The sequence below is a fragment of the Rhizobium sp. CB3060 genome, assembly GCF_025200735.1.
Taxonomy (GTDB): Bacteria; Pseudomonadota; Alphaproteobacteria; order Rhizobiales; family Rhizobiaceae; genus Rhizobium.
Map to the genome: position 1 here is coordinate 2579321 of NZ_CP104158.1, position 21126 is coordinate 2600446.

General features: G+C 60.6%; 22 protein-coding genes. 4 read left to right on the forward strand and 18 right to left on the reverse strand.

Annotated features, from left to right (window positions below; all coding sequences use genetic code 11):
- Nucleotides 1-13: 13 nt before the first annotated feature.
- The 10 genes from ftsH to ybgC form a co-directional block, all read right to left on the reverse strand.
- Nucleotides 14-1957, reverse strand: a complete 1944-nt coding sequence (ftsH, locus tag N2601_RS12510; protein ID WP_104824141.1) for an ATP-dependent zinc metalloprotease FtsH — start codon at nt 1955-1957, stop codon at nt 14-16.
- Between the two features lie 124 nt (nt 1958-2081).
- Entirely contained in the window at nt 2082-3404 is a 1323-nt protein-coding gene (gene tilS, locus N2601_RS12515) for a tRNA lysidine(34) synthetase TilS (RefSeq protein ID WP_260303113.1), read from the reverse strand.
- A gap of 5 nt (nt 3405-3409) precedes the next feature.
- Nucleotides 3410-4453 (reverse strand): tol-pal system protein YbgF, encoded by a 1044-nt coding sequence (gene ybgF / locus N2601_RS12520; protein WP_104824143.1) that lies wholly within the window; start codon nt 4451-4453, stop codon nt 3410-3412.
- A 160-nt stretch (nt 4454-4613) separates the two neighbouring features.
- Nucleotides 4614-5147, reverse strand: coding sequence for a peptidoglycan-associated lipoprotein Pal (gene pal, locus N2601_RS12525; RefSeq protein WP_104824144.1), 534 nt, complete (start codon nt 5145-5147; stop codon nt 4614-4616).
- A gap of 270 nt (nt 5148-5417) precedes the next feature.
- Nucleotides 5418-6722, reverse strand: a complete 1305-nt coding sequence (tolB, locus tag N2601_RS12530; RefSeq protein WP_104824145.1) for a Tol-Pal system beta propeller repeat protein TolB — start codon at nt 6720-6722, stop codon at nt 5418-5420.
- Nucleotides 6723-6742: 20 nt separating this feature from the next.
- Nucleotides 6743-7159 (reverse strand): hypothetical protein, encoded by a 417-nt coding sequence (locus N2601_RS12535; protein ID WP_104824146.1) that lies wholly within the window; start codon nt 7157-7159, stop codon nt 6743-6745.
- Nucleotides 7159-8478, reverse strand: a complete 1320-nt coding sequence (locus N2601_RS12540) for a hypothetical protein (RefSeq protein WP_104824147.1) — start codon at nt 8476-8478, stop codon at nt 7159-7161. The genes N2601_RS12535 and N2601_RS12540 overlap by 1 nt, the downstream gene beginning before the upstream one ends.
- A 9-nt stretch (nt 8479-8487) precedes the next feature.
- Nucleotides 8488-8946 carry a protein TolR gene (gene tolR, locus N2601_RS12545; RefSeq protein WP_028754561.1) on the reverse strand — a complete coding sequence of 153 codons (459 nt, stop codon included), beginning with the start codon at nt 8944-8946 and terminating at the stop codon, nt 8488-8490.
- 27 nt (nt 8947-8973) lie between these two features.
- Complete coding sequence (tolQ, locus tag N2601_RS12550; RefSeq protein ID WP_104824148.1) at nt 8974-9696, reverse strand: protein TolQ; 723 nt, start codon at nt 9694-9696, stop codon at nt 8974-8976.
- 424 nt (nt 9697-10120) lie between these two features.
- Nucleotides 10121-10576, reverse strand: a complete 456-nt coding sequence (ybgC, locus tag N2601_RS12555) for a tol-pal system-associated acyl-CoA thioesterase (protein WP_104824149.1) — start codon at nt 10574-10576, stop codon at nt 10121-10123.
- A 137-nt stretch (nt 10577-10713) separates the two neighbouring features.
- Between ybgC and N2601_RS12560 the strand changes: the two genes are divergently transcribed.
- Genes N2601_RS12560 through N2601_RS12570 form a run of 3 tightly spaced genes read left to right on the forward strand, consistent with a single transcriptional unit; the run spans nt 10714 to nt 13720 of the window.
- Nucleotides 10714-11934, forward strand: a complete 1221-nt coding sequence (locus N2601_RS12560; RefSeq protein WP_104824150.1) for an NAD-dependent epimerase/dehydratase family protein — start codon at nt 10714-10716, stop codon at nt 11932-11934.
- Complete coding sequence (locus N2601_RS12565; RefSeq protein WP_245463990.1) at nt 11934-12797, forward strand: glycosyltransferase; 864 nt, start codon at nt 11934-11936, stop codon at nt 12795-12797. The genes N2601_RS12560 and N2601_RS12565 overlap by 1 nt, the downstream gene beginning before the upstream one ends.
- The gene (locus N2601_RS12570) at nt 12794-13720 is read left to right on the forward strand and encodes an NAD-dependent epimerase/dehydratase family protein (RefSeq protein WP_104824152.1); all 927 of its coding nucleotides are present in this window, start codon (nt 12794-12796) and stop codon (nt 13718-13720) included. The genes N2601_RS12565 and N2601_RS12570 overlap by 4 nt, the downstream gene beginning before the upstream one ends.
- On the opposite strand, the gene N2601_RS12575 is transcribed toward N2601_RS12570, so the two are convergent.
- From N2601_RS12575 to ruvC, 6 genes are all read right to left on the reverse strand, one after another.
- Entirely contained in the window at nt 13689-14252 is a 564-nt protein-coding gene (locus tag N2601_RS12575; protein ID WP_104824153.1) for a DinB family protein, read from the reverse strand. The two genes, N2601_RS12570 and N2601_RS12575, sit on opposite strands and share 32 nt — an antisense overlap.
- Nucleotides 14253-14267: 15 nt before the next feature.
- Nucleotides 14268-14777 (reverse strand): NUDIX hydrolase, encoded by a 510-nt coding sequence (locus N2601_RS12580; RefSeq protein WP_104824154.1) that lies wholly within the window; start codon nt 14775-14777, stop codon nt 14268-14270.
- 4 nt (nt 14778-14781) lie between these two features.
- Complete coding sequence (locus tag N2601_RS12585; RefSeq protein ID WP_104824155.1) at nt 14782-15684, reverse strand: metallophosphoesterase; 903 nt, start codon at nt 15682-15684, stop codon at nt 14782-14784.
- Nucleotides 15681-16724 (reverse strand): Holliday junction branch migration DNA helicase RuvB, encoded by a 1044-nt coding sequence (gene ruvB / locus N2601_RS12590; RefSeq protein ID WP_028754570.1) that lies wholly within the window; start codon nt 16722-16724, stop codon nt 15681-15683. The genes N2601_RS12585 and ruvB overlap by 4 nt, the downstream gene beginning before the upstream one ends.
- Nucleotides 16725-16885: 161 nt before the next feature.
- A complete protein-coding gene (gene ruvA, locus N2601_RS12595) occupies nt 16886-17500 on the reverse strand; it encodes a Holliday junction branch migration protein RuvA (protein WP_104824156.1) in 615 nt (204 codons plus the stop codon).
- Between the two features lie 77 nt (nt 17501-17577).
- Nucleotides 17578-18090 carry a crossover junction endodeoxyribonuclease RuvC gene (ruvC, locus tag N2601_RS12600; protein ID WP_028754576.1) on the reverse strand — a complete coding sequence of 171 codons (513 nt, stop codon included), beginning with the start codon at nt 18088-18090 and terminating at the stop codon, nt 17578-17580.
- A gap of 194 nt (nt 18091-18284) precedes the next feature.
- On the opposite strand from ruvC, the gene N2601_RS12605 reads away from it, so the two are divergent.
- Nucleotides 18285-19283, forward strand: coding sequence for an LLM class flavin-dependent oxidoreductase (locus N2601_RS12605; protein ID WP_104824157.1), 999 nt, complete (start codon nt 18285-18287; stop codon nt 19281-19283).
- Between the two features lie 67 nt (nt 19284-19350).
- Here N2601_RS12605 and N2601_RS12610 read toward each other — a convergent pair whose 3' ends face one another.
- Together N2601_RS12610 and N2601_RS12615 are read right to left on the reverse strand one after the other, a co-directional pair.
- The gene (locus N2601_RS12610) at nt 19351-20097 is read right to left on the reverse strand and encodes a YebC/PmpR family DNA-binding transcriptional regulator (RefSeq protein ID WP_104824158.1); all 747 of its coding nucleotides are present in this window, start codon (nt 20095-20097) and stop codon (nt 19351-19353) included.
- Nucleotides 20098-20270: 173 nt separating this feature from the next.
- Nucleotides 20271-21113, reverse strand: coding sequence for an MBL fold metallo-hydrolase (locus N2601_RS12615; RefSeq protein ID WP_104824159.1), 843 nt, complete (start codon nt 21111-21113; stop codon nt 20271-20273).
- Between the last annotated feature and the right edge of the window lie 13 nt (nt 21114-21126).

Genomic DNA, 21126 nt, shown 5'->3' on the forward strand with positions numbered 1-21126 from the left:
TCGGCTCTGTGCGTCAGCGTGGCTGCGGTTCGAAACCGCCCTCGGGCTCATCGCCCTTGGTGCCAAGCGGGCCGTCCTTCTTTGCACCGGTCTTCGGGACCGCCGAGCCGCGACTCGGAGGCGTATCGTCACCGAGATCGCGGGCGGGCTTTTCGCCGCGAATGAGCGCCTTGATCTCTTCGCCGGTCAGCGTTTCGTATTCGAGCAGGCCTTCGGCCAGTGCCACGAACTCGTCGTGCTTGGTGGTGATGATGTCCATAGCCTGTTTGTAAGCCTGGTCGATCAGGCGGCGCACTTCGTTGTCGATCTTCTGAGCGGTCGCCTCGGAGACATTCTTCGATTGCGAAACGGAGTGGCCGAGGAAAACCTCCTGCTGGTTTTCACCATAGGCAACCTGGCCGAGCTCATCGGAGAAGCCCCATTGCGTGACCATGGCGCGGGCAAGCTTGGTCGCCTGCTCGATGTCCGAGGACGCGCCGGAGGTGATATTCTCCTTGCCGAAGGTCAGCTCTTCTGCAACGCGGCCGCCCATCATGATGCAGAGGCGCGACACCATCCACTTGTAGCTCATCGAGTAGCGGTCGCCCTCGGGAAGCTGCATGACCATGCCGAGCGCACGACCGCGCGGAATGATGGTCGCCTTGTGCAGCGGATCGGCAATCGCGACATTGAGCGCCGTAATCGCATGGCCGGCTTCGTGATAGGCCGTAAGCTTCTTTTCCGCCTCGGTCATCGCCGAAGAGCGGCGCTCGGCGCCCATCATGATCTTGTCCTTGGCGTCTTCGAATTCCTGCATAGTGACCAGGCGCTTGTTGCGGCGGGCGGCCATCAGGGCGGCTTCGTTGACGAGGTTCATCAGGTCGGCACCGGAGAAGCCGGGCGTGCCGCGGGCAAGCGTCTTCAGATCGACGTTCGGAGCCAGCGGAACGTTGCGGGCGTGTACCTTCAGGATACGTTCACGGCCGACAATGTCCGGGTTCGGCACAACGACCTGGCGGTCGAAGCGGCCGGGACGCAGCAGCGCCGGATCGAGAACGTCGGGGCGGTTGGTAGCGGCGATGAGGATGATGCCCTCATTGGCTTCGAAACCGTCCATTTCGACCAGCAACTGGTTCAGCGTCTGCTCGCGTTCGTCGTTACCGCCGCCGAGACCGGCGCCACGATGGCGGCCAACGGCGTCGATTTCGTCGATGAAGATGATGCAGGGCGCATTCTTCTTCGCCTGTTCGAACATGTCGCGGACGCGGCTTGCGCCGACGCCGACGAACATTTCAACGAAGTCGGAACCGGAAATGGTGAAGAACGGCACATTGGCCTCGCCGGCAATGGCGCGCGCCAGAAGCGTCTTACCCGTGCCGGGAGGGCCGACAAGCAGAACGCCGCGCGGAATACGGCCACCCAGACGCTGGAACTTCTGCGGATCGCGCAGGAATTCCACGATTTCTTCCAGATCCTGCTTGGCTTCGTCGACACCGGCGACATCATCGAAGGTGACGCGACCATGCGCCTCCGTCAAAAGCTTTGCCTTGGATTTGCCGAAGCCCATTGCACCGCGCGAGCCACCCTGCATCTGCCGCATGAAGAACAGCCAGACACCGAGGATCAGGAGCATCGGCAACAGCGTGCCGAGATAGCTCAGGAAGCTCGAGGAGCCATCCGATTCCGGACGGCCGACAATGTTGACGTTCTTGCTTTGCAGGCGATCAAGCAGGCTGTCGTCCACGACCGGGGCATAGGTCTGGAAGGTTGTACCGTTTTCGACATAGCTGCCGACCACGCGATTGCCAGTGACGGTGACGTCACGGACGCGGCCTGAATCAACTTCCCGAAGGAACTGCGAATACGGAATTTCCCTGGAGCCTGTTTGTGCCGGCGCGTTCTGGAACATACTGAACAGAGCAATCAGCAGCAAAGCTATGATTGCCCACAGAGCGAAATTACGAAAATTAGGGTTCATCGAACTCCCCAGCACTGAAACTTCCGCCGCTGAGCGGCGGCATTACTTGATCCCTAACATAGGGTTGCGCCAAGCCCTTGCCAAGGCAAACCGCATCGCCACATGTTTTTTCCGTCAATAACTCTCAAAGTGGCGGCCGAGTATAGGGTTCACGGCCAAAGCAAGTCGCCAACCGATCCGCAAATGTGAGATCGAATCGTGTCAAAAAGCGGTCGAAAGGCGCAAGATGGGGTGTAATTGTGGCCGACACGGTGCTCCGGCCAGCGCCGGCGGTCACCCGTGGCAACACGGCCCGAGCACGCTGCACAGCGCCCTTCGGCAGCCTCTCCGGAAACTCCGCCGCACCCCTCTCCCCCGCCGCTTCGATGCGGATAGTGGCCGGATCGTGATTGACGATCCGGAAGCGGCCGTCCCATATGCCATCGGCTCCCGGCGCAAGCACAAGCGGCTGGATGTCGCGGCTTTCGCGCATGAGATAAAGCCCGTCCCGGCGCAGGTCGAAGACGACGCCGCCCGCCGTGCGCCGCCCCGGCTTCCCCTCGCCGATGAAATCCAGGATACGACGCATCCGCTCGCGGCCCGGACCATAGGGCTCACCGCCGAATGCGGCGGCGAGATAGGAGAGCGCATAGGAGAGCACGACCTCATCGGCGGCCAGCGCATCGCGGCTGACGACGCAAAGCACGCTCGCATGAACAGTCACATATCTATCCAGCCAGGCGGCGGCTTCCTTCGAGAGCGCCGCGCGAGCCGCGCCATCATCAAGCACAGAGAGCGGCACGACATCCTCCGCCAGGCGTTTGCGCATGCGTACGCGCTCATAGCGGACATCCTCATTGCTCGGATCATCCAACCAGGACATGCCCCGCCGCGTGAGATAGGCGCGGATATCGGCCCGCCGGCAGGCGAGAAACGGCCTGACGATCCAGAGGCGCCGATCGAAGAGCATGGCGTCGGCAATGCCGGTGCCGGCAACGCCCTCACCTTCGCTTAAACGTTCCGCGCGCATGGCCAAGGTCTCGCGCTGGTCATCGAGCGTATGCGCGGTAACGACCACGTTGGCAGAAATATCCGCCGCAATATCGGCAAGCAGCCCATAGCGCGCCTCGCGGGCTGCAGCCATGATACCGCTCTTCGGCTTCTCGCCCTCCCAGCGACGAATGATGTGGGGCACGCCAAGCGATGCACAGAGAGCGGCGACATCGCTTGCTTCATCGGCAGACTCCGACCGCAAACCATGATCAATCGTGGCGGCGGAAAGGGTGATGTTTGAATCCGGGAAGGACTTCAACTGTTCGGAAAGGGCAACCAGCAGGCCGGTGGAATCGCTGCCGCCGGAAATGGCGACTAGAATATGGGCAGGCTTGAAAAGGGAATGAATAAAATCGGCCGCTGCGGCATCTGGCATCTGGGCTGTGGCAGCAGCAGTCACAGCGTCACCGGACATCGCAATCAGCAGGCAAGACGCTTTTGTTCGCTGGCTACCTTGTTGGTAACCGCCTTCGAAGCCTTCGGATAGCGTTTGGTCACTTCGCGCAGCGTTGCGCAGGCCGTATCCTTGTTATCGAGGGCAGCGAGCGACATGCCAAGCTTTAACAGCATTTCCGGTGCCTTTTCGGAGGTGCCGTATTTCTGATGCGCATTCAGGAAAGTCTTGGCCGCATCATTATATTTGCCTTGCGAATAAAGCGCTTCGCCAAGCCAGAAGTTGGCATCGGGCGCCCGGGCGCTATTCGGGTAGCTGTCGATATACTGACGGAACTCCTGTTCGGCGACACTGTAGTCGCCGGACAGGACGTGGCCATAGGCCGATTTATACTGATCGTTTTCGCTGCCGAGCGAGGCCGTCTGCGTGCCTGAGCCGGCGGCCGGCGCAGCACCCGAACCGTTGTTGGCGCGCGTCGCCGTTGCGCCGACCTGCTTGCCGCTCTGATCGAACTGGATCGAGCCGAGCTGCGTCGGCGGCTTGCCAGAACCGCCGCCCTGTTGCGCCGTATTCGGCGCGTCGCCACCTTGCGAATCGCTGATTACACCGGCAATGTCGTCCTGTTGCTGACCGCCGCCTGCGCCCTGCGCCGGGGCATCCGCTTCGCTCTTCTTCATCGGGGCCGCGCCGCCGCCAGTCCCAGCCGCACCGCCAGTGCCCCCACCGCCACGCTTTTCAAGCTGCTGGAAGCGGAATTCATTGTCCTCTTGCGTCTTGCGGATCTGCTCCTGCATCTGCAGCAACTGATAGCTCATCTCTTCGACGCGGCCGTTCAATTGGCGCATCTGGTCTTCAAGCTGCTGCAAACGGACTTCGGCATCGCTGTTTTGAACGTTGATGACGGGTGCCTGCCCGAACTGCCTCTGGGGAGCCGCATTGTTCGGAACGGCCTGTTCCGGTGCACTGCGGCCACCTAAGTGAAGTCCGAAAAGCGACAAGGCAGAGGCGTCACGCTCACTACCGGCGACGGCGGCGAGACAAAGTAAGCTCGCCACGACAAGTTTTCTCATACGGATCATCCTGCCCATTGATTCTTCGCGCCCCAGGGCGCGAACAGGAGATTTTTACAATTAATCTCAAAAAGCAACGGAGTTCGGCCAAAGTGTGGTCAAAAAAGTAAAGGCGGCCACGCGGACCGCCTTTGTGCATTTCAGCCGGAATTTCGGCCTATCAGGAGCCGGCGCCGTTGAGCACGGTGACGGCACGACGGTTCTGCGACCAGCAGGAAATATCGTCGCAGGTCGCGACCGGGCGTTCCTTACCGTAGGAAATCGTCTTCATGCGCTGAGCCGGAACGCCGCGCGAAGCGAGGTAGTCCTTGGTGGCGGCAGCACGACGGGCGCCGAGAGCCAGGTTGTATTCGCGCGTGCCGCGTTCGTCGGCGTGGCCTTCGACGGTGATTGCGTAGTTCGGATAACGAGCGAGCCACTGAGCCTGACGGTCGAGCGTCTGGGAAGCGTCGGCGCGAATCGACGAGCTATCGGTATCGAAGAAGATGCGATCGCCAACGTTGACCGTGAAATCCTGCGGCGAACCCGGAGCGGCATTGCCGGCGCCATTGAGGCCAAGGCCGTTTGCATCGTTCGGCAAGCCCTTCTTGGAGGCGCAGCCGGCAAGCGAAAGGCCGACGAAAAGCGCGATCATGATCGGGTTGCGGGCGAGGTTCTGCATATGGCCAACGGCCGGGGTTGCGATGCGGCTCATTGCCGGTCTCTCCTTAAGTCTCTATCAGGGTTGCCAGACTGTAACCGGGTTCGGTTAATCCGATTCCAACAAATATGGTTAATGATGTCCTAAAGTTGTCCCGAAGTGGTCCACTCACAGGACTTTGCGGCGACAAAGTGACGCTCGACCGGATCAGCGACTTTTCGAGCCGCCGCCCGCTCAAGCTGTTTTCTTGCATGATCTTACTCGATATCGCTTCGCACTTTTGACTGCGTGAAGCGTCGGTTTGCGACCATGCCTGGCCCACCCCTATTCGAGGAGCGGCGACCAAGCCGGGTCGGAAGCGAAGCCCGGGGTCGGAATCTTCTGCTCGTTGTAGCCCGTCAGATCGATCGAATAGAGCTGCGGGCCACTGGAGCCCTGCGGTTCGCGGAAGAACATGATGACGCGTCCGTTCGGCGCCCAGGTCGGGCCTTCATTGTGGAAGCCCGTGGTCAGCAGCCGCTCGCCCGAACCATCCGTCTTCATGACGCCGATCGAGAATGTCTGACCAGACTGCTTGGTGAAGGCGATGAGATCGCCGCGCGGCGACCACACCGGTGTCGAATAGGAGCCGTCGCCGAAGGAGATGCGGTGCTGGTTGGAGCCATCCGCATTCATCACATAGATCTGCTGCTTGCCGCCGCGGTCGCTTTCGAAGGCGATCTGCGTGCCATCAGGCGAATAGGAGGGCGATGTGTCGATGGCGGCCGTCGAGGTCAGGCGGGTCGTGGTGCGCGAGCGCAGGTCCATCGTATAGATGTTGGCATTGCCTTCCTGCTGCAGGCTCATGATCACCCGCTGGCCATCCGGCGAGAAGCGCGGCGAAAACGTCATGCCCGGGAAGTTGCCCACCAGTTCACGCTGGCCCGTCTGCAGTTGCAGCAGATAGACGCGCGGCTGCTGGTTGGCGAAGGACATGTAAGTGACTTCCTGCCGGTTCGGCGAGAAGCGCGGCGTCAGCACGAGGTCGCTGCCGTCGGTCAGCATGCGGGCATTGAAGCCGTCCTGGTCCATGATGCCGAGCTGCGTCTTGCGGGCCGTCTTTGGGCCGCTCTCGGCAACGAAAACGACGCGGGTGTCGAAATAGCCCTTCTCGCCGGTGATCTTTTCATAGATCGCGTCAGCAATGATGTGGGCGACGCGACGCCAGTTGTCCGGCTGCGCATAGAACTGCTGGCCGATCATCTGCTGGCTGCCATAGGTGTCCCACAGGCGGAACTCGGCGCGAAGGCGACCGCCCTCTTGCGTCACTCGGCCGGTTACCAGCGCCTGAGCGTTGATCGCCGTCCAGTCCTGGAAGCGCGGCGTGGCATCCGGATTGCTGATCTTCTCGATGAAGGCCTGCTTGTTGACAGGCGCAAACAGGCCGGAGCGCTGCAGGTCGGCAGCAATGACGCCCGAAATCTGTGCGCCCAGGCCATCATTCGACAGAAGGTCGGTGATGGCGATCGGCATCGGCTGGACGTTGCCCTTGTTGATGTTGATCTCGACCACAGCATAAGCCGGAGTGGCGAGGGCTGCCGTCAAGGCTGCCAGCACCAGCAGGAGACGAACGAGGGATTTTCTGATCATATGTATCAAGCCTTTCAGCATTAATGCCCGAAGTCGTCGGCTTTGAAGTCAATGACTACTTCTCTCCAGGCGTCATTTTTATTCATTGGGAGATCTTTGAACGGAACTGATCTTAGAATTGCTCTATAGATGCTCGCGGCAATTGCCGTGCGCGTGGCAGCGGGTCCGCCAATCATGGTGATCTTTGGTTCACCAATAATTTTGCCCGACTGACCTACCTTTATGCGTACCTTCGCTCGAACCTTATCCGCCCCATCCAAACCGGGCACCATGGACCAGTTGCTAGCGATGCGATTCTCTATCTCGGCCTCTGCAGCTTGATCCGACTGGGGCATCAAGTGCTTAGCTTCAGCCGATGTGGAGAGCGTGGCCGCGAGCGAGACCAATAAGGAAACGAAAGCGAAACGACATCGATTCATATTGGCTATGCTCACCATCACAGCCCCAGGTCCGCTGCGCTGAAGTTGACGACAACTTCTTGCCAATCGTCGTATTTGTCCGGCGGCAGGATCTTCATGAAATCCACCTGCGACCGCAACACCGCGCGAACGGCGCCGCCCTGCAAGGCAGCCTGTGTCGACGCCGGTCCGCCGCTCGCGGAGACTTCCGGTTCACCGACGATCTGGCCGGACTTGTCGAGCTTGAAATGCACTTTGATCTTCACATCGCCCGCGCCTTCCAGGCCAGGAATGATATTCCAGTTCTTGGCGATCAGGTCGCGCAGGCCGTCCTGTTGGCTCTGGCTGAGCTTGCCGCTACTCAGCGACTTCATGCCACCGGTCGAGGCGACATTGGTCTGTGCACCCGCAGAAGTTGACTTCGCCGAGCGCTTGGCACCGCCGCCGGACGAGGTGTTATTGAGCACCTTGTTGATCTCATCGGCGAGGCCATTATCCAGACCGGCATTCGAGCCTTTTGCCGTCTCGCGCTTCTTGTCGCTGTCGCCCTGCCCGTTATCGGTCGAGGTGTTCTTGCTCGTGCTTTGAGTGGTCGTCTTGTCCGTTGGCTTGGCTGTTGGTTTGGCTTCCGCCACCTGTTGTGGCTTCACCACAGGCTTTTGCTCCGGCTTCGGGTCGGGCTTCGCCTCGGCAGTCTTCGGCGGCTGGACTGGCTGCGGCTTCACGTCCGGAACAGGAACCTTGTCCGCCGGCGGCTGCGCAGCCTCCTCGGTCGGGTTTTCGGTCACCGGCTTCGGATCAGCCTTTTGCGGAGTCGGTGTCGGGGTCGGCGTGGGTGTTGGCGCAGGCGTGACCTCGCTCTTCTGCGGCGTCGGCTCCGTCTTCTGTGGCGTGGGGGTGGGCGTCGGTGTCGGTGTGGGGGTCACATCCGGCTTCTGCTGCGGAACAGCAGCCACTTCCTTCGGCGCAGCCTCTGTATCCTGCTGCTCGATCGTCTTGACATCGTTCGGCCGCGGATCGTTCTGCGGCACCGGAACGTCGGTCTTCTTCGGCGCGAGGGCGGCGTTCTCATCTTGCGGACGCTGCGTCGGCACGGCCGGGTTCTTCAGGTCGATATCGTTTTCGCCGGCATTCTGCGCGTTCGCGACCTGGGTCTGCTTCTTGGTCTGCTTCGGCGCCGCATGATCCGTCACCGGCGCATGCTTCTCACCCTGCTGAAGCTGATCGGCGGGGACGATATCGACGTCCATCGCCGTGCTCTCCGGCGTCTCCAGAGGCGCAGGCGCACTCAGCGTCAGCATGGCGCCGATCAGCACCAAGATGTGAATGACGGCAGATGTGGCGATGCTGCGCTTCATGTCGATCCGTCAATGGTCCGTTATCTGCTGCGTAACCAGGCCGATATTCTTGTAGCCGGCCTCCTGGATGCGCGACATGACGTCGGCGATGACGCCATAGGGCGCTTTTCCGTCGCCGCGTACGAAAATGCGTTCATTGTAGCCGGTGGTGGCGATCGCCTTCAGCTTGGCGGCAATGTCGGCCGCTTCGATCTGCGTTTCCTGCAGGAAGACCTGGCCGTCCTGCTTGATGGAAATGGTGATCGGCTGGGTCTGGGCGTTCAATGCGCCGGCCTGCGTTTGCGGCAGGTCGATCGGCACGCCGGATGTCATCATCGGCGCGGCCACCATGAAGATGATCAGCAGCACGAGCATGACGTCGACCAGCGGCGTCACGTTGATATCGGCGATCGGACCGCCTCGGCCACCGCCGCGACGCCCGCCCCGGCGGCCACCGCCGCCACCCTTGCCTCCAACAGACATTGCCATGTGATTTACTCCGGTTCCGTCTGCGATTTACTGCGCAGCCTGGCGCGGCTGCAGCTTCTCATCGATCTGGCGCGACAGGATGGCGGAGAATTCGTCCGCGAAGCCTTCCATGCGCGCCGAGAGCTTGCCGGCGTCGGCCGAGAACTTGTTGTAGGCGATAACTGCGGGAATAGCGGCGACGAGGCCGATCGCGGTCGCGAGCAAGGCTTCTGCGATACCGGGGGCGACGACCGCGAGATTGGTCGACTTCGAACCGGCGATCGCCTGGAACGAGGTCATGATACCGACGACGGTGCCGAAGAGACCGATGAACGGGCCGGCCGAACCGATGGTCGCAAGCGATCCGAGGCGGGCGACCAGATGTTCCGATTCACGCGCCAACGTCACGTCCATGGCGCGATCGATACGCATCTGCAGGCCGATCGGCGAACGCGCGCCGCGCTCGAACGACTTCTTCCATTCGCGCATGGCGGCGACGAAGATGGCGCCCAGTCCCGTATTGGTACGCTCCGAAAGCGTGCGATAGAGTTCCTCGAGCGACTGGCCCGACCAGAAGACCTGCTCGAAATGATCGAACTGCCGGCGGGCCCGGGCATAGCTCAGATACTTGTCGATGACGATCGCCCAGGTCCATACGGAGGCCGCGAGCAGTCCGAGCATGACAAGCTTGACCACCAAGCCTGCCTGCATGAAAAGCGACCAGAGGGTGATGTCCGGTGTGGTGGCCGCTGCCAATGCTACTTGTTCCATTGATCCAAAATCCCCGAATCCAAACGCCCGGCGCTAGACCGGGCGGCTAAAAGTGATCTCACAAGAAATGTTTGGCAGCCGCCGCTGAACGCCCTGGTCAAAGCCTTCCAAGCTTACAACTGCCTTCTTGCCGTCAAATTTGGTCAAAGGAAGGCGTGCGCCGCACAAACTCCGACAACGGCAGTAAGACACTATTATGGTTAAAAGAATGTTAGCGTCGGAGCATGAAAGATTTGACGGTGACGAAGGTTATTCTGTCTCCTGGAAAGAACGGACCGGACGAAACCGGCGGCAGGCACAAAACAGTTCTTGCGCGCGGGAATTCCTTCACACAAAACTCAAGTTTTAGCAAGGAGACTTTTCGAGGCCTCCGACATCGCCACACACGGCTGCCTGCTGGCTCTAAGCAGCCTCCCTTATGGCACTAAACCACAGCCTCGGACGCCACCAGCATCTGCGCAGCCAGCTTTTCCGGTAACCGCCGCGGTTTTCCCTTGGCGTTGATTACCGCGATAATGACCTTGGCCGCGATCAGCAGCGTCTCACCGCGGCGGATTTCCTGGGACAGCACCATCTTGGCGCCACCGGCCTTCTCGGTCGTTGTGCGAATCACCAACAGGTCGTCCATTCGCGCCGGCCCCCTGAAGTCGATCTCCATACGGTGAACGACAAAAACCAGCCCCTCCTCGTCGGCATTCAGGAGCTCGCGCTGTTCCACGCCGAGGCAGCGCAGATAGTCCGTGCGGCCGCGTTCGAGGAAGTGGAGGTAGCGCGCATGATAGACGAGGCCGGAAAAATCCGTATCCTCATAATAGACTCGCTGCACCAGCCGGTGGCTACCGGCTTCCAGTTCCCCGGCAATCAGAAAGGGGCTGTTCATCGTCGCCGCATCTCCAAAAAATCTGGGGACCCTCTTTGGCCGAACTTCTGCCATCAAGCAAGCTTTGAACGATTGTCATAAATACTGACTATCCGGAATGGTGCCGGATAGCGATCGACGCAGAAGGATACGATCTCATGAAAATAGCGGTTATGGGCGGCGACGGTTTCATTGGTTGGCCAACCTCGCTGCATCTCTCCGATGCCGGTCATGAGATCCATATTCTCGACAATCTCTCCCGCCGCTGGATCGACACGGAGCTCGGTGTGCAATCGCTGACGCCGATGGATTCGATCCAGGAACGCACCCGCATCTGGCATGCGGAGACCGGCCGCCGCATCCACTTCCACCTCATCGATCTCGCAAAAGACTATGAGCTTCTGAAAAAGTGGCTCGCCGAGCATCGCCCCGACGCCATCGTCCACTTTGCCGAACAGCGCGCCGCGCCCTATTCGATGAAGAGCGACCGCCACAAGAATTACACGGTCAACAACAATGTCAGCGCCACGCATAATCTCCTGAACGCGCTGGTCGAACTCAACCTTGACGCCCATCTCGTCCATCTCGGCACCATGGGTGTCTATGGCTATTCCACGGTCGGCGCCGCCATTCCGGAAGGCTACCTGCCCGTCGGCATCGAGACCGTCGATGGCCGGACCGTCAATCAGGATATTCTCTATCCGGCCAATCCGGGTTCGATCTACCACATGACCAAATGCCTGGATCAACTCCTCTTCCAGTTCTATGCCAAGAACGACGGTCTCAGGATTACCGACCTGCATCAAGGCATCGTCTGGGGCACGCATACGGAGCAGACGCGCCGTCACGAACAATTGATCAACCGCTTCGACTATGACGGCGATTACGGCACAGTACTGAACCGCTTCCTCATCCAGGCGGCGATCGGCTATCCCTTGACCGTGCACGGCACCGGCGGCCAGACCCGCGCCTTCATTCACATCCAGGATTCGGTGCGCTGCATCGAGCTGGCGTTGAAGAACCCACCGCCGCGCAATGCCCGTGTCGAGATCTTCAACCAGATGACGGAGACGCATCGGGTCCGCGATCTCGCCGAGATGATCGCCAAGTTGAGCGGTGCGGAAATCGTCCGGCTGCCCAACCCACGAAAGGAAGCGCCTGAGAACGACCTGATCGTCAAGAACGACAAGTTCCTCGATCTCGGCCTAGCGCCGATCACCCTGCAAGCGGGTCTTCTGAGCGAAATCGTCGATGTCGCCAGGAAATATGCCTATCGCGTCGATCGCTCGCGCGTTCCGGCCGTTTCCGCCTGGACCAAGGATCTCGCGGCGACGGTCAACCACGATCCCGAAGGCAAGCGATTGAAGTCGGTCTCATGATGTTCGGAAGCGAAATCCTGCAGGGGATACGGCCGCGCTCCACCCCGCAAGCGCGGCAAGCCTTCGTCACGCTCGTCACCAATGCCGACTACGCCATGGGCGCGTTGGCATTGATGCATTCGATTTCGCGCACCAGCACCAGAGCCGATATGGTGGTTCTACACACGGCAGGCGTCGACGAAAGGGATCTTGCGCCGCTGGAAGGGCTCGGCTGCCGGCTGGTGGAGGTGGAACATCTGGCGCTCTCCGACGAATTCAACGAGCGCCACGCGCGCGGCAATCTGCATGCCAACGCTCCTTTCACCAAGGGTCGTAAGCCTTCCTTCCACTCGCCGCTCGATAATTTCTGCAAGCTCAGGCTCTGGCAGCTCATCGACTATGACACCTGTGTCTTCATCGATGCGGATGCATTGGTGCTGAAGAATGTCGACAGGCTCTTCGACTATCCGGAATTTTCCGCCGCACCCAACGTGTATGAAAGCCTTGCGGACTTTCATCGAATGAATTCCGGCGTCTTCGTCGCCAAGCCGTCGCTCGCGACCTTCAAGGACATGCTGAAGCTGCTCGATCGTCCCGACGTTTTCTGGCGGCGCACCGACCAAACCTTTCTGGAGACATTCTTCCCGGATTGGCACGGCCTGCCGGTCTTCATGAATATGCTGCAATATGTATGGTTCACCATGCCCACGCTTTGGGACTGGAACAGCATTTCGATCCTGCATTACCAATATGAAAAGCCTTGGGAGAAGAACCACCCGAAGGCCGATCAACTGAAACCGCTGATCGATTTGTGGCACCATTTCCATGCCGGGCGTGACGTGCCAGACATCACCGCATTCGCCAATCCGAAAGAGGCGGCATGAAAGTTCTGGTCTCGGGCGGGACAGGTCTCGTCGGCCGCTATATCGTCGAGGAGCTGCTTGCTGCTGGATATCAGGTTGCCGTCGGCGGCCGCAACGCACCGGAATCCAGCCTCTTCTCCCAGCCCGTCACCCTCGTGCCATTTAGCCTCGACCCTTCTGAAGATCAGAGCGACGTCTTCGACGATGCCTATTTCTTCGTGCACGCGGCCTTCGCGCATGTCCCCGGCAAATATCGCGGCGGCGAAGGCGACGATCCCGAGAGCTTCCGCCGGCTCAATCGGGATGGCACGATAAAGCTATTCGAGACGGCAAAACGCGCGGGCATCCGCCGCTGCATCTTTCTCTCGTCGCGCGCCATCTATGGTGATCGGCTGGCCGGCGAGACGCTGACGGAAGACATCATCCCGACGCCGAACACGCTCTATGGCGAAGTGAAGCGCGATGCCGAACACGCCCTCTTCTCCTTGTCCGCGCCCAGCTTCCTGACGGCGAGCCTAAGAGCGACGGGCGTCTACGGCGATCTCCGCCCGAACAAATGGGATGATCTTTTCGCCGATTACCTCGCGGGAAAGCCGGTTCCGTCCCGCGCCGGAACCGAAGTCCACGGCCGTGACCTCGGCCGCGCCGTCCGCCTGCTCTTGGAAACCGAGACCAGCCGCATCAGCGGCGAGGCTTTCAACCTCTCGGATATTCTCACCGATACGCACAATATCCTTGCGCATTTGCAGCGGGCAACCGGCTGTCCGAACCCCCTGCCCGCACCCGCGCCACAGGGCGTCGTTAGCGCGATGGATACATCGAAAATCCGCGCGCTCGGCTGGCGCGCCGGTGGCGCGAGATTGCTGGAAGAGACCGTTGCCAGATTGGCGGTGCCGCTGCGCCATGCGGGTTTCAGCGCATCAACATCATCTCGTCCCAGCTAAGCGCCGCCAAGTCCTCACCCCGAAATCTCGCATCGTCGGCAACGATGAATTCATCCAGTTGCGGCGGGGCGACGCTGCTGCCGGCGAGCATGGCATGCACCTGCCCGCGATGATGGGTCTGATGCTGGAAAAGATGGCTCAGCACGTCTTCCGCTCGCTCCCTCTGGATGCGGTCGCCGCGATGCAGGTCGATCACCCGCACCAGCCCCTCGGGATTCAGATATTCACACAGAACCACGAGCCGCTGGTCGACTTTGCCTTGCTCCACCGTCAAAGCATCGAGCGTATCGAACGGCTCTTCGATGTCGAAAGCTTTAAGACCGAGCGTGCCGCCCTCCAGCGCATCGACATAAAACCAGTCGACGGTCAGGATGTGACTAAGGGTCGACTTGATCGAGGGAAAGAAACTCACCCGCCTGGCCTCGAACTCACCAGGCCGAAGCGCCGCACAGGCCCGATGCAATCGAGTATTCGCCAAGGCGTTGTTGTAAGCGAGCTTGCGGAACACGCGGATCGGATCGAAACCGGACATGCTGCACTCCCTCCTCTACGCTTTGTCGAGATCGCCGTCCCGCCAAACCAGATGGCGCGCGGTTATCGGCAGGCTTTCGATTTCGTCGGCAATGAAATAGGGCGGAATATCGAGTGCAACCAGCGCCTCGCGCGTGGCCGGCACCCATTTGAATTCGAGATGATTGTCGCCGTCTTGGATGCGATGAACGATTTCCTCGGGCCGAAACGGGAAACCCCGGGGGATATCCATCACATAGTAGAGTCCCAGCTCATGCCAATCACGGCGCTCGTAGTGAAAGAAGTTCTCCACCATCCAAAGCAGCCGGCCAACCACAACGTCGACGCCCAGCTCTTCGATCATCTCTCGCCGCAACGTCTCCTGCGACGTCTCGCCGATTTCCGCCCGGCCGCCCGGAAAGGTCCAGAACGGCTCATGCACAGCGCGGTGGACGAGCACATGCCCCTCGCGAAAACCAAGGCCCGCTACGCGCATCTGGTATCGCGCATAACCGGCGTTCACCCTGATGACCCTGCGTTTCGACATCGCCCTATCCCAGATCGATCACAACGATTTCCGGCGGGACGCCGACGCGAACCGGCGCCACCGAACAGCCCAGGCCGCCGGAGACGATGATATGCCGATCCTCTTCGACAATATGGCCATAGACATACCGGTCGCCATAGCGCGACGGCAGATAGGGCGACCAGCCGAAAACCCTGACCTGCCCGCCATGCGTATGACCGGACAAGGTCAGCGACACGCGCGACGGCACGGTCGGAAAGATATCGGGCTCATGGGCGAGCAGGATAACCGGCGCCGAGTCATTCACCTGCGCCAGCGTGCCGTCGAGATCATCGAGTCCCGTCGTGAACTGGCGCTTCCAGCGGACGCTCCGGCGCAAAGCAAGCTGATCCTCGACGCCTGCCAGCCAAAAGCCGTGTCCATCCTTTTCGAGACGAGCCGAACGATTGGAATAGACCGGAATTCCGACATCCGCCAATGCCTTATGACTGAAGGTCGGGCCTGAGCCGCGCTTCTGCGCCGCCGCATCGTGCCACCAATCATGATTGCCGACGATCGCGTGAACGCCGAGCGGCGCCTTCAGGGCCGCGAGCTCCGCCGCCCACACCCGATGATCGACGCGTCCAGTTACGAAATCCGTCCCCGACGTGTAATCGCCGAGCAGAACGATGATATCGCCACCGAGATCGTTGGCACGGGTGCAAATGGAGGCGATGCGATCGGCCGTCATCCACGGTCTGCACGCATGAAAATCGGCCAGTGCCACGACCCTCAGTTTCAGCCCCGGCGTCCAACCAGGCGGCGTCAACTGGTAGCGGGCCACGTTGAGGCGCAAGACGGGCTCGTATCCAAAGGCATAGCCACCGAGCGCCATCAATCCGACGATACTGCTGCCGAAGAGCTTCAGGAAACCGCGACGGCCGATCACTCGCCTTCCTCCTGGAACAGCCTGAACTGTGCTGCCTCCAGGTCCTTTGGCGGCTGCATCCCGAGATGCCTCCAGGCGATCGCCGTCAGCACGCGGCCTCGCGGCGTGCGCTGAATGAAACCCTGCTGGATCATATAGGGCTCGATGATATCCTCGATCGCGTCGCGCGGTTCGGAGAGGCCCGCGGCGATGGTTTCGATGCCGACCGGGCCGCCGCCGAAATTGACGGCGATCATGTTGAGATAGCGCTTGTCGAGCTGATCGAAACCGACATTGTCGACCAGCAGCCGCGTCAATGCCTCATCGGCGATCTCGCGGGTTACCGCCTCCGCCTTTGCCACTTCGGCGAAATCACGCACCCTGCGCAGCAGGCGGCCGGCGATGCGTGGCGTGCCGCGGGCGCGCCTGGCAATCTCGCGCGCGCCCTCTTCGGTTATCCCGAGCCCCATCAGCCGCGCTCCTCGGCGGACGATCAGCTCCAGTTCCTCGACCGTATAGAAGCTTAGGCGAACAGGAATGCCGAAACGGTCACGCAGCGGCGTCGTCAGCAGGCCGAGACGCGTGGTGGCGGCGACCAGCGTGAACTTTGCGAGATCGATCTTCACCGAACGCGCGGCCGGGCCTTCGCCGATAATCAGGTCAAGCTGAAAATCCTCCATGGCCGGATAGAGAATTTCTTCGACGGCCGGATTGAGGCGATGGATTTCGTCGATGAAGAGCACGTCCCGCTCTTCGAGATTGGTCAGAAGCGCGGCAAGATCGCCGGCCTTGGCGATGACAGGGCCGGACGTCGAGCGGAAATTGACGCCGAGTTCCTTCGCCATGATCTGCGCCAGCGTCGTCTTGCCGAGACCCGGGGGGCCGACGAACAGCACATGGTCCAGCGCCTCGCCGCGTCCTTTCGCGGCCTCGATGAACACCTTGAGATTGGCGCGAGCCTCCGCCTGGCCGGTGAACTCGTCCAGCGACTGCGGCCTAAGCGTCACATCCAGGTCTTCGCCCCGCTTTTCCGGCGATATCAAGCGTGCGGCTTCGCTCATGTCAGACGTTCCATTCCCGGTATGCGTTTTGCGGCTTCGATGCTGAAGACCATGGCGGTCACCATGGCTCCCTCCCTTAGATCACCATTTCGTGGAGGAGCGCCATGAGTCGATCTCCTTACCTTGAGACAATAGTAAGGAATAGAAAAAGGTGCAAAGGATCACCGTGCGAGCTCCTTCAAGCCCAGCCGGATCAGCTTGGCGCTGTCTGCTTCCTCACCCGCCGATTTCATCGCAGCCGCAACCGCATTTGCGGCCTGGTCGCGGGAATAGCCGAGATTGGTGAGCGCAGAAACGGCATCCGCGACCGGGGCGGAAGCGACGCCATCGCCCAATTCCTGCTTTAGGCCGATATTGATCGCCTCGCCCGCAAACGCCGGCGCCTTGTTCTTCAGCTCGGTGACGATGCGCATCGCCACTTTCGGCCCGACACCCGGCGCCCGGGATACGGCGCCGCGGTCCTGCAGCGCGATCGCATTGGCGAGCTCCGACGGCGTCAGCGTCGACAACAGTGCCAGCGCCACCTTCGCGCCGATACCCTGCACCGTCTGCAGAAGATTGAACCACTCCCGTTCAAGCACCGTCGTGAACCCGAAAAGACGGATCTGGTCCTCGCGGACATATGTCTCGATGAAGAGAACACAGGCTTCGCCGACCGAGCCGAGTTTCGACAGCGTACGCGCCGAACAATAGGCGACGTAGCAGACGCCGTGCACATCCACGAGCGCATAGTCCTCGCCGATCTCTTCGATTGTGCCTTTCAACTTGCCGATCATGAATGATGTCCGTCAGGGATGGGTTTCGGGAGAGATAAGGTCAAGTGAAGGAAAGTAAGAGCGATAACGAAAACAAACTACCCCGCCAGCGCCGCCTGGCGCATCCGGCTGGCGCCGCGATTATGGGCATGGCAGATGGCGATGGCGAGTGCATCGGCGGCGTCGTTGCCTTTGAACTCCACCTTCGGCATCAGGATCTTCAGCATCATGTGGATCTGCTGCTTCTCGCCATGACCCACACCGATCACTGCCTTCTTGACGGCATTCGGCGCATATTCGGCAACCTGCAGCCCGGCGCGCGCCGGCACGAGCATGGCGATACCGCGCGCCTGGCCGAGCTTCAGCGTCGCCACCGCATCCTTATTGACGAAGGTCTGTTCGACAGCGGCTTCATCCGGCTTGTAGCTGTGGACGATATCGGCAAGCCCATCGTGAAGCTGGCAGAGGCGCGACGCGAGATCCATCTCGCCGTCCGACGTCACCGTCCCCGAGGCCACGAAACGCAGGGAATTGCCCAATGTGTCGATAATGCCCCAGCCGGTGCGGCGCAGGCCGGGATCGATGCCGATGATTCGAATCGTATTCTGCATGCGTCAACCTATCTTTGGAGCTGCAGATGTGCCAGCAAAATGTGAACAAAACAAAAACAAACTCCCAAACCCAGCCTCTTTCTGCAGCTTTGAAATTAGGGTGACGAAATTGCCGGGCAGGGTTTGGAATGGAGTGTCGGCGCTCCTACATGGAGACAATTGCTCCTCCCCTTTCACCACGCAGGTCTCTTGCCATGGTCCCCTTTTCCATCCTCGATCTTTCGCCCGTTGCCGAGGGCAGCACAGTCAGCCAATCCTTCGAAGGCTCGAAGCGCATGGCGCAGAAGGCGGAAGCGCTTGGCTACACCAGGTTCTGGCTGGCGGAGCATCATGGCATGCCAGGCGTCGCCAGCGCCGCGACCGCGGTTGTTATCGGCCATGTCGGAGCAGCCACTTCGCGCATCCGCATCGGCTCGGGCGGCGTCATGCTGCCGAACCATTCGCCGCTGGTGATAGCGGAGCAATTCGGCACGCTCGAAGCCCTGTTTCCCGGCCGCGTCGATCTCGGTCTCGGTCGTGCGCCGGGCACGGATATGCGCACGGCGCAGGCCCTGCGTCGCAACCTCGATGCCGGCGCCCAGAGCTTCCCCAATGATATTGTCGAGCTGCAGCATCTGTTCAGCCCGGCCGACGAGAACCAATCGATCCTTGCCGTACCCGGCAACGGCGCCAAAGTGCCGATCTGGCTGCTCGGATCGAGCCTCTACAGCGCCCATCTCGCCGCCATGCTCGGCCTGCCCTATGCTTTCGCCTCGCATTTTGCGCCGGAAGCTTTGCTCGATGCCGTCGCCATCTATCGCGACCGCTTCACGCCGTCGGCAACACTCGACAAACCCTATGTCATGGTCGGCGTCATGGGCTCGGCCGCGGAGACCGACGAAGAGGCGGATTATCACTTCACCTCGGCACAGCAGCAATTCGTCAACCTGCGCCGCAATGTCCGCGGCCCCTTCCCTCGCCCCCGCAGGGACATGGACGATTTCTGGACGCCTATGGAAAAACTGAATGTCGAACACACCCTGCGTTACGCCATTGTCGGCTCACCCGCGACTGCGGAGGCCAAGCTTTCGCAGTTCATCAAGGATACGGAAGCGGACGAAGTGATCATTTCGATGCCGATCCACGACATCGAGGCGCGGCTGAGATCGGTGGAGCTATTCGCGCAATTGCCGTCATTCAAGAAGGCTGCCTAATAATAGAAAAGCCCCAGTCTCCCTTGGCAAAACCTGGGAGACTGGGGCTTATTTTTAGAGGAAAAAATCAGGCCGAGAGCTTGGCCAGAATCTCTTCGGAGACTTCGAAGTTCGAATAGACGTTCTGCACGTCGTCGTCGTCTTCCAGGCTGTCGATTAGCTTCATCAGCGACTGCGCCTTTTCTTCGTCGACCGGCACATTGTTCTGGGCACGCCAGATCGCCTTGACGGTTTCGGCTTCGCCGAGCGTTGCTTCGAGTGCCTTGGCAACCTCGTTCATCGCTTCGAAACCGCAGATGATGGTGTGGCCTTCCTCATCGCTCTCGACATCGTCGGCGCCGGCTTCGATCGCGGCTTCCATCACCTTATCCGCATCACCGACCTCGGGCTTGTAGGTGATTTCACCGACATGGTCGAAGGAGAAGGAGACCGAGCCGGTTTCACCAAGCGCGCCGCCGGCCTTCGTGAAGATCGAGCGGACGTTCGACGCGGTGCGGTTGCGATTGTCGGTCAGAGCCTCGACGATGATCGCCGTGCCGCCGGGGCCGTAGCCCTCATAGCGGACCGCATCGTAATTCTCGGTATCTGCGCCGGAGGCTTTCTTGATGGCGCGATCGATATTGTCCTTGGGCATCGACTGCGCCTTGGCGTTCTGGATCGCCAGGCGCAAACTTGCGTTCATGCTCGGATCAGGCAGACCCGACTTGGCGGCAACAGTGATTTCACGTGCCAGCTTCGAGAACATTTTCGAACGCACCGAGTCCTGACGGCCCTTGCGATGCATGATGTTTTTAAACTGTGAATGGCCAGCCATGGCACCCCTGTTCACGTCTTTTGTTGGGAATGGGCCGCCTTATAAGAGCGAAGTGGCTTTCATTCAAGCAAAAAGCCCGCAAGGACGCCCACGACAGGGCGCCCGGTAGCGATATCCTTCGAAGGTGTGCCCGGGCGGAGGGAGAGGGCCGCCCGGGCATCGTGCTGATCGGCTCAAAGCCCCCTCAGCACGTAAATCAGCGGCTTGCGCGGCAGGGTTTTCAGCGAAACGGTGGTGCTTGCGGTGGGCGCATAGGCGATGTCGAAATCCGGGCCGAACATCGCCAGGAATTGCTGTATCGGCGGCCCCCAGCGGTGCATTGGCAGAATGAGCGACGAACGCAGCCGTTTCACCACCCGGCTCATGCTGTCCGCGCCCATGGTAAGGCCGCCATCGACCGGCACCATGACGACATCGAGCCGGCCGATTTCGGCATATTGCTTGTCGTTGAGCTCGAAATGCAGGTGCCCAAGATGGCCGATGCAGAGCCCGGCCACTTCGAAGATGAAGATCGAATTGCCGTTCGCCTCGACACCTCCCGACCATCCACGAATATCGGTCACCACGTTGCGGATCAGCGTATCGCCGACAGTCAGATTGATCTTCGCCGGCTCGCCGGGCGTATCGCTCCAGCCGTGCAGCACATATTTGATCGCCGGATCCGGGGTCAGCGTGTAATGGCTTGGATGCGCCTTGTTCATCGTCACGACGGTCGGCGTATAAGGCGGGACAAAGGCGCCGCTGAAATCGGTCGCGATCGACACACCGCCGGGTGTCTCTATGAAGAGGGTGGCATGACCGAGGAAGGTGATTTTTACATCGCCGCCGACGGGATCGTTGGCCGGAAGCGGGGCTGAACCGGAAAAGCTGGCGAATGTCGCTTTCGGCAGCGACTGCGCGATCGCCTGACATTGGCTGACATGTGGGCGGGACGGTCTCTGCTGGGCGCCTGCGGCACTCCAACCAGCCACGGCCAGCAGGAAGATCACAGCGAAGACGGGAAATCGCAGCATCATGCCATCCCTTCAG

What these genes read in the sequence shown, in the direction of transcription:
- ruvA (WP_104824156.1), bottom strand. Translation starts at nt 17,500, where the DNA reads ATGATCGGCAAGTTGAAAGGCACAATCGAAGAGATCGGCGAGGACTAT.
- N2601_RS12560 (WP_104824150.1), top strand. Translation starts at nt 10,714, where the DNA reads ATGAAAATAGCGGTTATGGGCGGCGACGGTTTCATTGGTTGGCCAACC.
- N2601_RS12570 (WP_104824152.1), top strand. Translation starts at nt 12,794, where the DNA reads ATGAAAGTTCTGGTCTCGGGCGGGACAGGTCTCGTCGGCCGCTATATC.
- ruvB (WP_028754570.1), bottom strand. Translation starts at nt 16,724, where the DNA reads ATGAGCGAAGCCGCACGCTTGATATCGCCGGAAAAGCGGGGCGAAGAC.
- tilS (WP_260303113.1), bottom strand. Translation starts at nt 3,404, where the DNA reads ATGTCCGGTGACGCTGTGACTGCTGCTGCCACAGCCCAGATGCCAGAT.
- N2601_RS12615 (WP_104824159.1), bottom strand. Translation starts at nt 21,113, where the DNA reads ATGATGCTGCGATTTCCCGTCTTCGCTGTGATCTTCCTGCTGGCCGTG.
- tolR (WP_028754561.1), bottom strand. Translation starts at nt 8,946, where the DNA reads ATGGCAATGTCTGTTGGAGGCAAGGGTGGCGGCGGTGGCCGCCGGGGC.
- N2601_RS12610 (WP_104824158.1), bottom strand. Translation starts at nt 20,097, where the DNA reads ATGGCTGGCCATTCACAGTTTAAAAACATCATGCATCGCAAGGGCCGT.
- ybgC (WP_104824149.1), bottom strand. Translation starts at nt 10,576, where the DNA reads ATGAACAGCCCCTTTCTGATTGCCGGGGAACTGGAAGCCGGTAGCCAC.
- ftsH (WP_104824141.1), bottom strand. Translation starts at nt 1,957, where the DNA reads ATGAACCCTAATTTTCGTAATTTCGCTCTGTGGGCAATCATAGCTTTG.
- ruvC (WP_028754576.1), bottom strand. Translation starts at nt 18,090, where the DNA reads ATGCAGAATACGATTCGAATCATCGGCATCGATCCCGGCCTGCGCCGC.
- N2601_RS12575 (WP_104824153.1), bottom strand. Translation starts at nt 14,252, where the DNA reads ATGTCCGGTTTCGATCCGATCCGCGTGTTCCGCAAGCTCGCTTACAAC.
- N2601_RS12565 (WP_245463990.1), top strand. Translation starts at nt 11,934, where the DNA reads ATGTTCGGAAGCGAAATCCTGCAGGGGATACGGCCGCGCTCCACCCCG.
- N2601_RS12535 (WP_104824146.1), bottom strand. Translation starts at nt 7,159, where the DNA reads ATGGTGAGCATAGCCAATATGAATCGATGTCGTTTCGCTTTCGTTTCC.
- pal (WP_104824144.1), bottom strand. Translation starts at nt 5,147, where the DNA reads ATGAGCCGCATCGCAACCCCGGCCGTTGGCCATATGCAGAACCTCGCC.
- tolQ (WP_104824148.1), bottom strand. Translation starts at nt 9,696, where the DNA reads ATGGAACAAGTAGCATTGGCAGCGGCCACCACACCGGACATCACCCTC.
- N2601_RS12540 (WP_104824147.1), bottom strand. Translation starts at nt 8,478, where the DNA reads ATGAAGCGCAGCATCGCCACATCTGCCGTCATTCACATCTTGGTGCTG.
- tolB (WP_104824145.1), bottom strand. Translation starts at nt 6,722, where the DNA reads ATGATCAGAAAATCCCTCGTTCGTCTCCTGCTGGTGCTGGCAGCCTTG.
- N2601_RS12605 (WP_104824157.1), top strand. Translation starts at nt 18,285, where the DNA reads ATGGTCCCCTTTTCCATCCTCGATCTTTCGCCCGTTGCCGAGGGCAGC.
- N2601_RS12580 (WP_104824154.1), bottom strand. Translation starts at nt 14,777, where the DNA reads ATGTCGAAACGCAGGGTCATCAGGGTGAACGCCGGTTATGCGCGATAC.
- ybgF (WP_104824143.1), bottom strand. Translation starts at nt 4,453, where the DNA reads ATGAGAAAACTTGTCGTGGCGAGCTTACTTTGTCTCGCCGCCGTCGCC.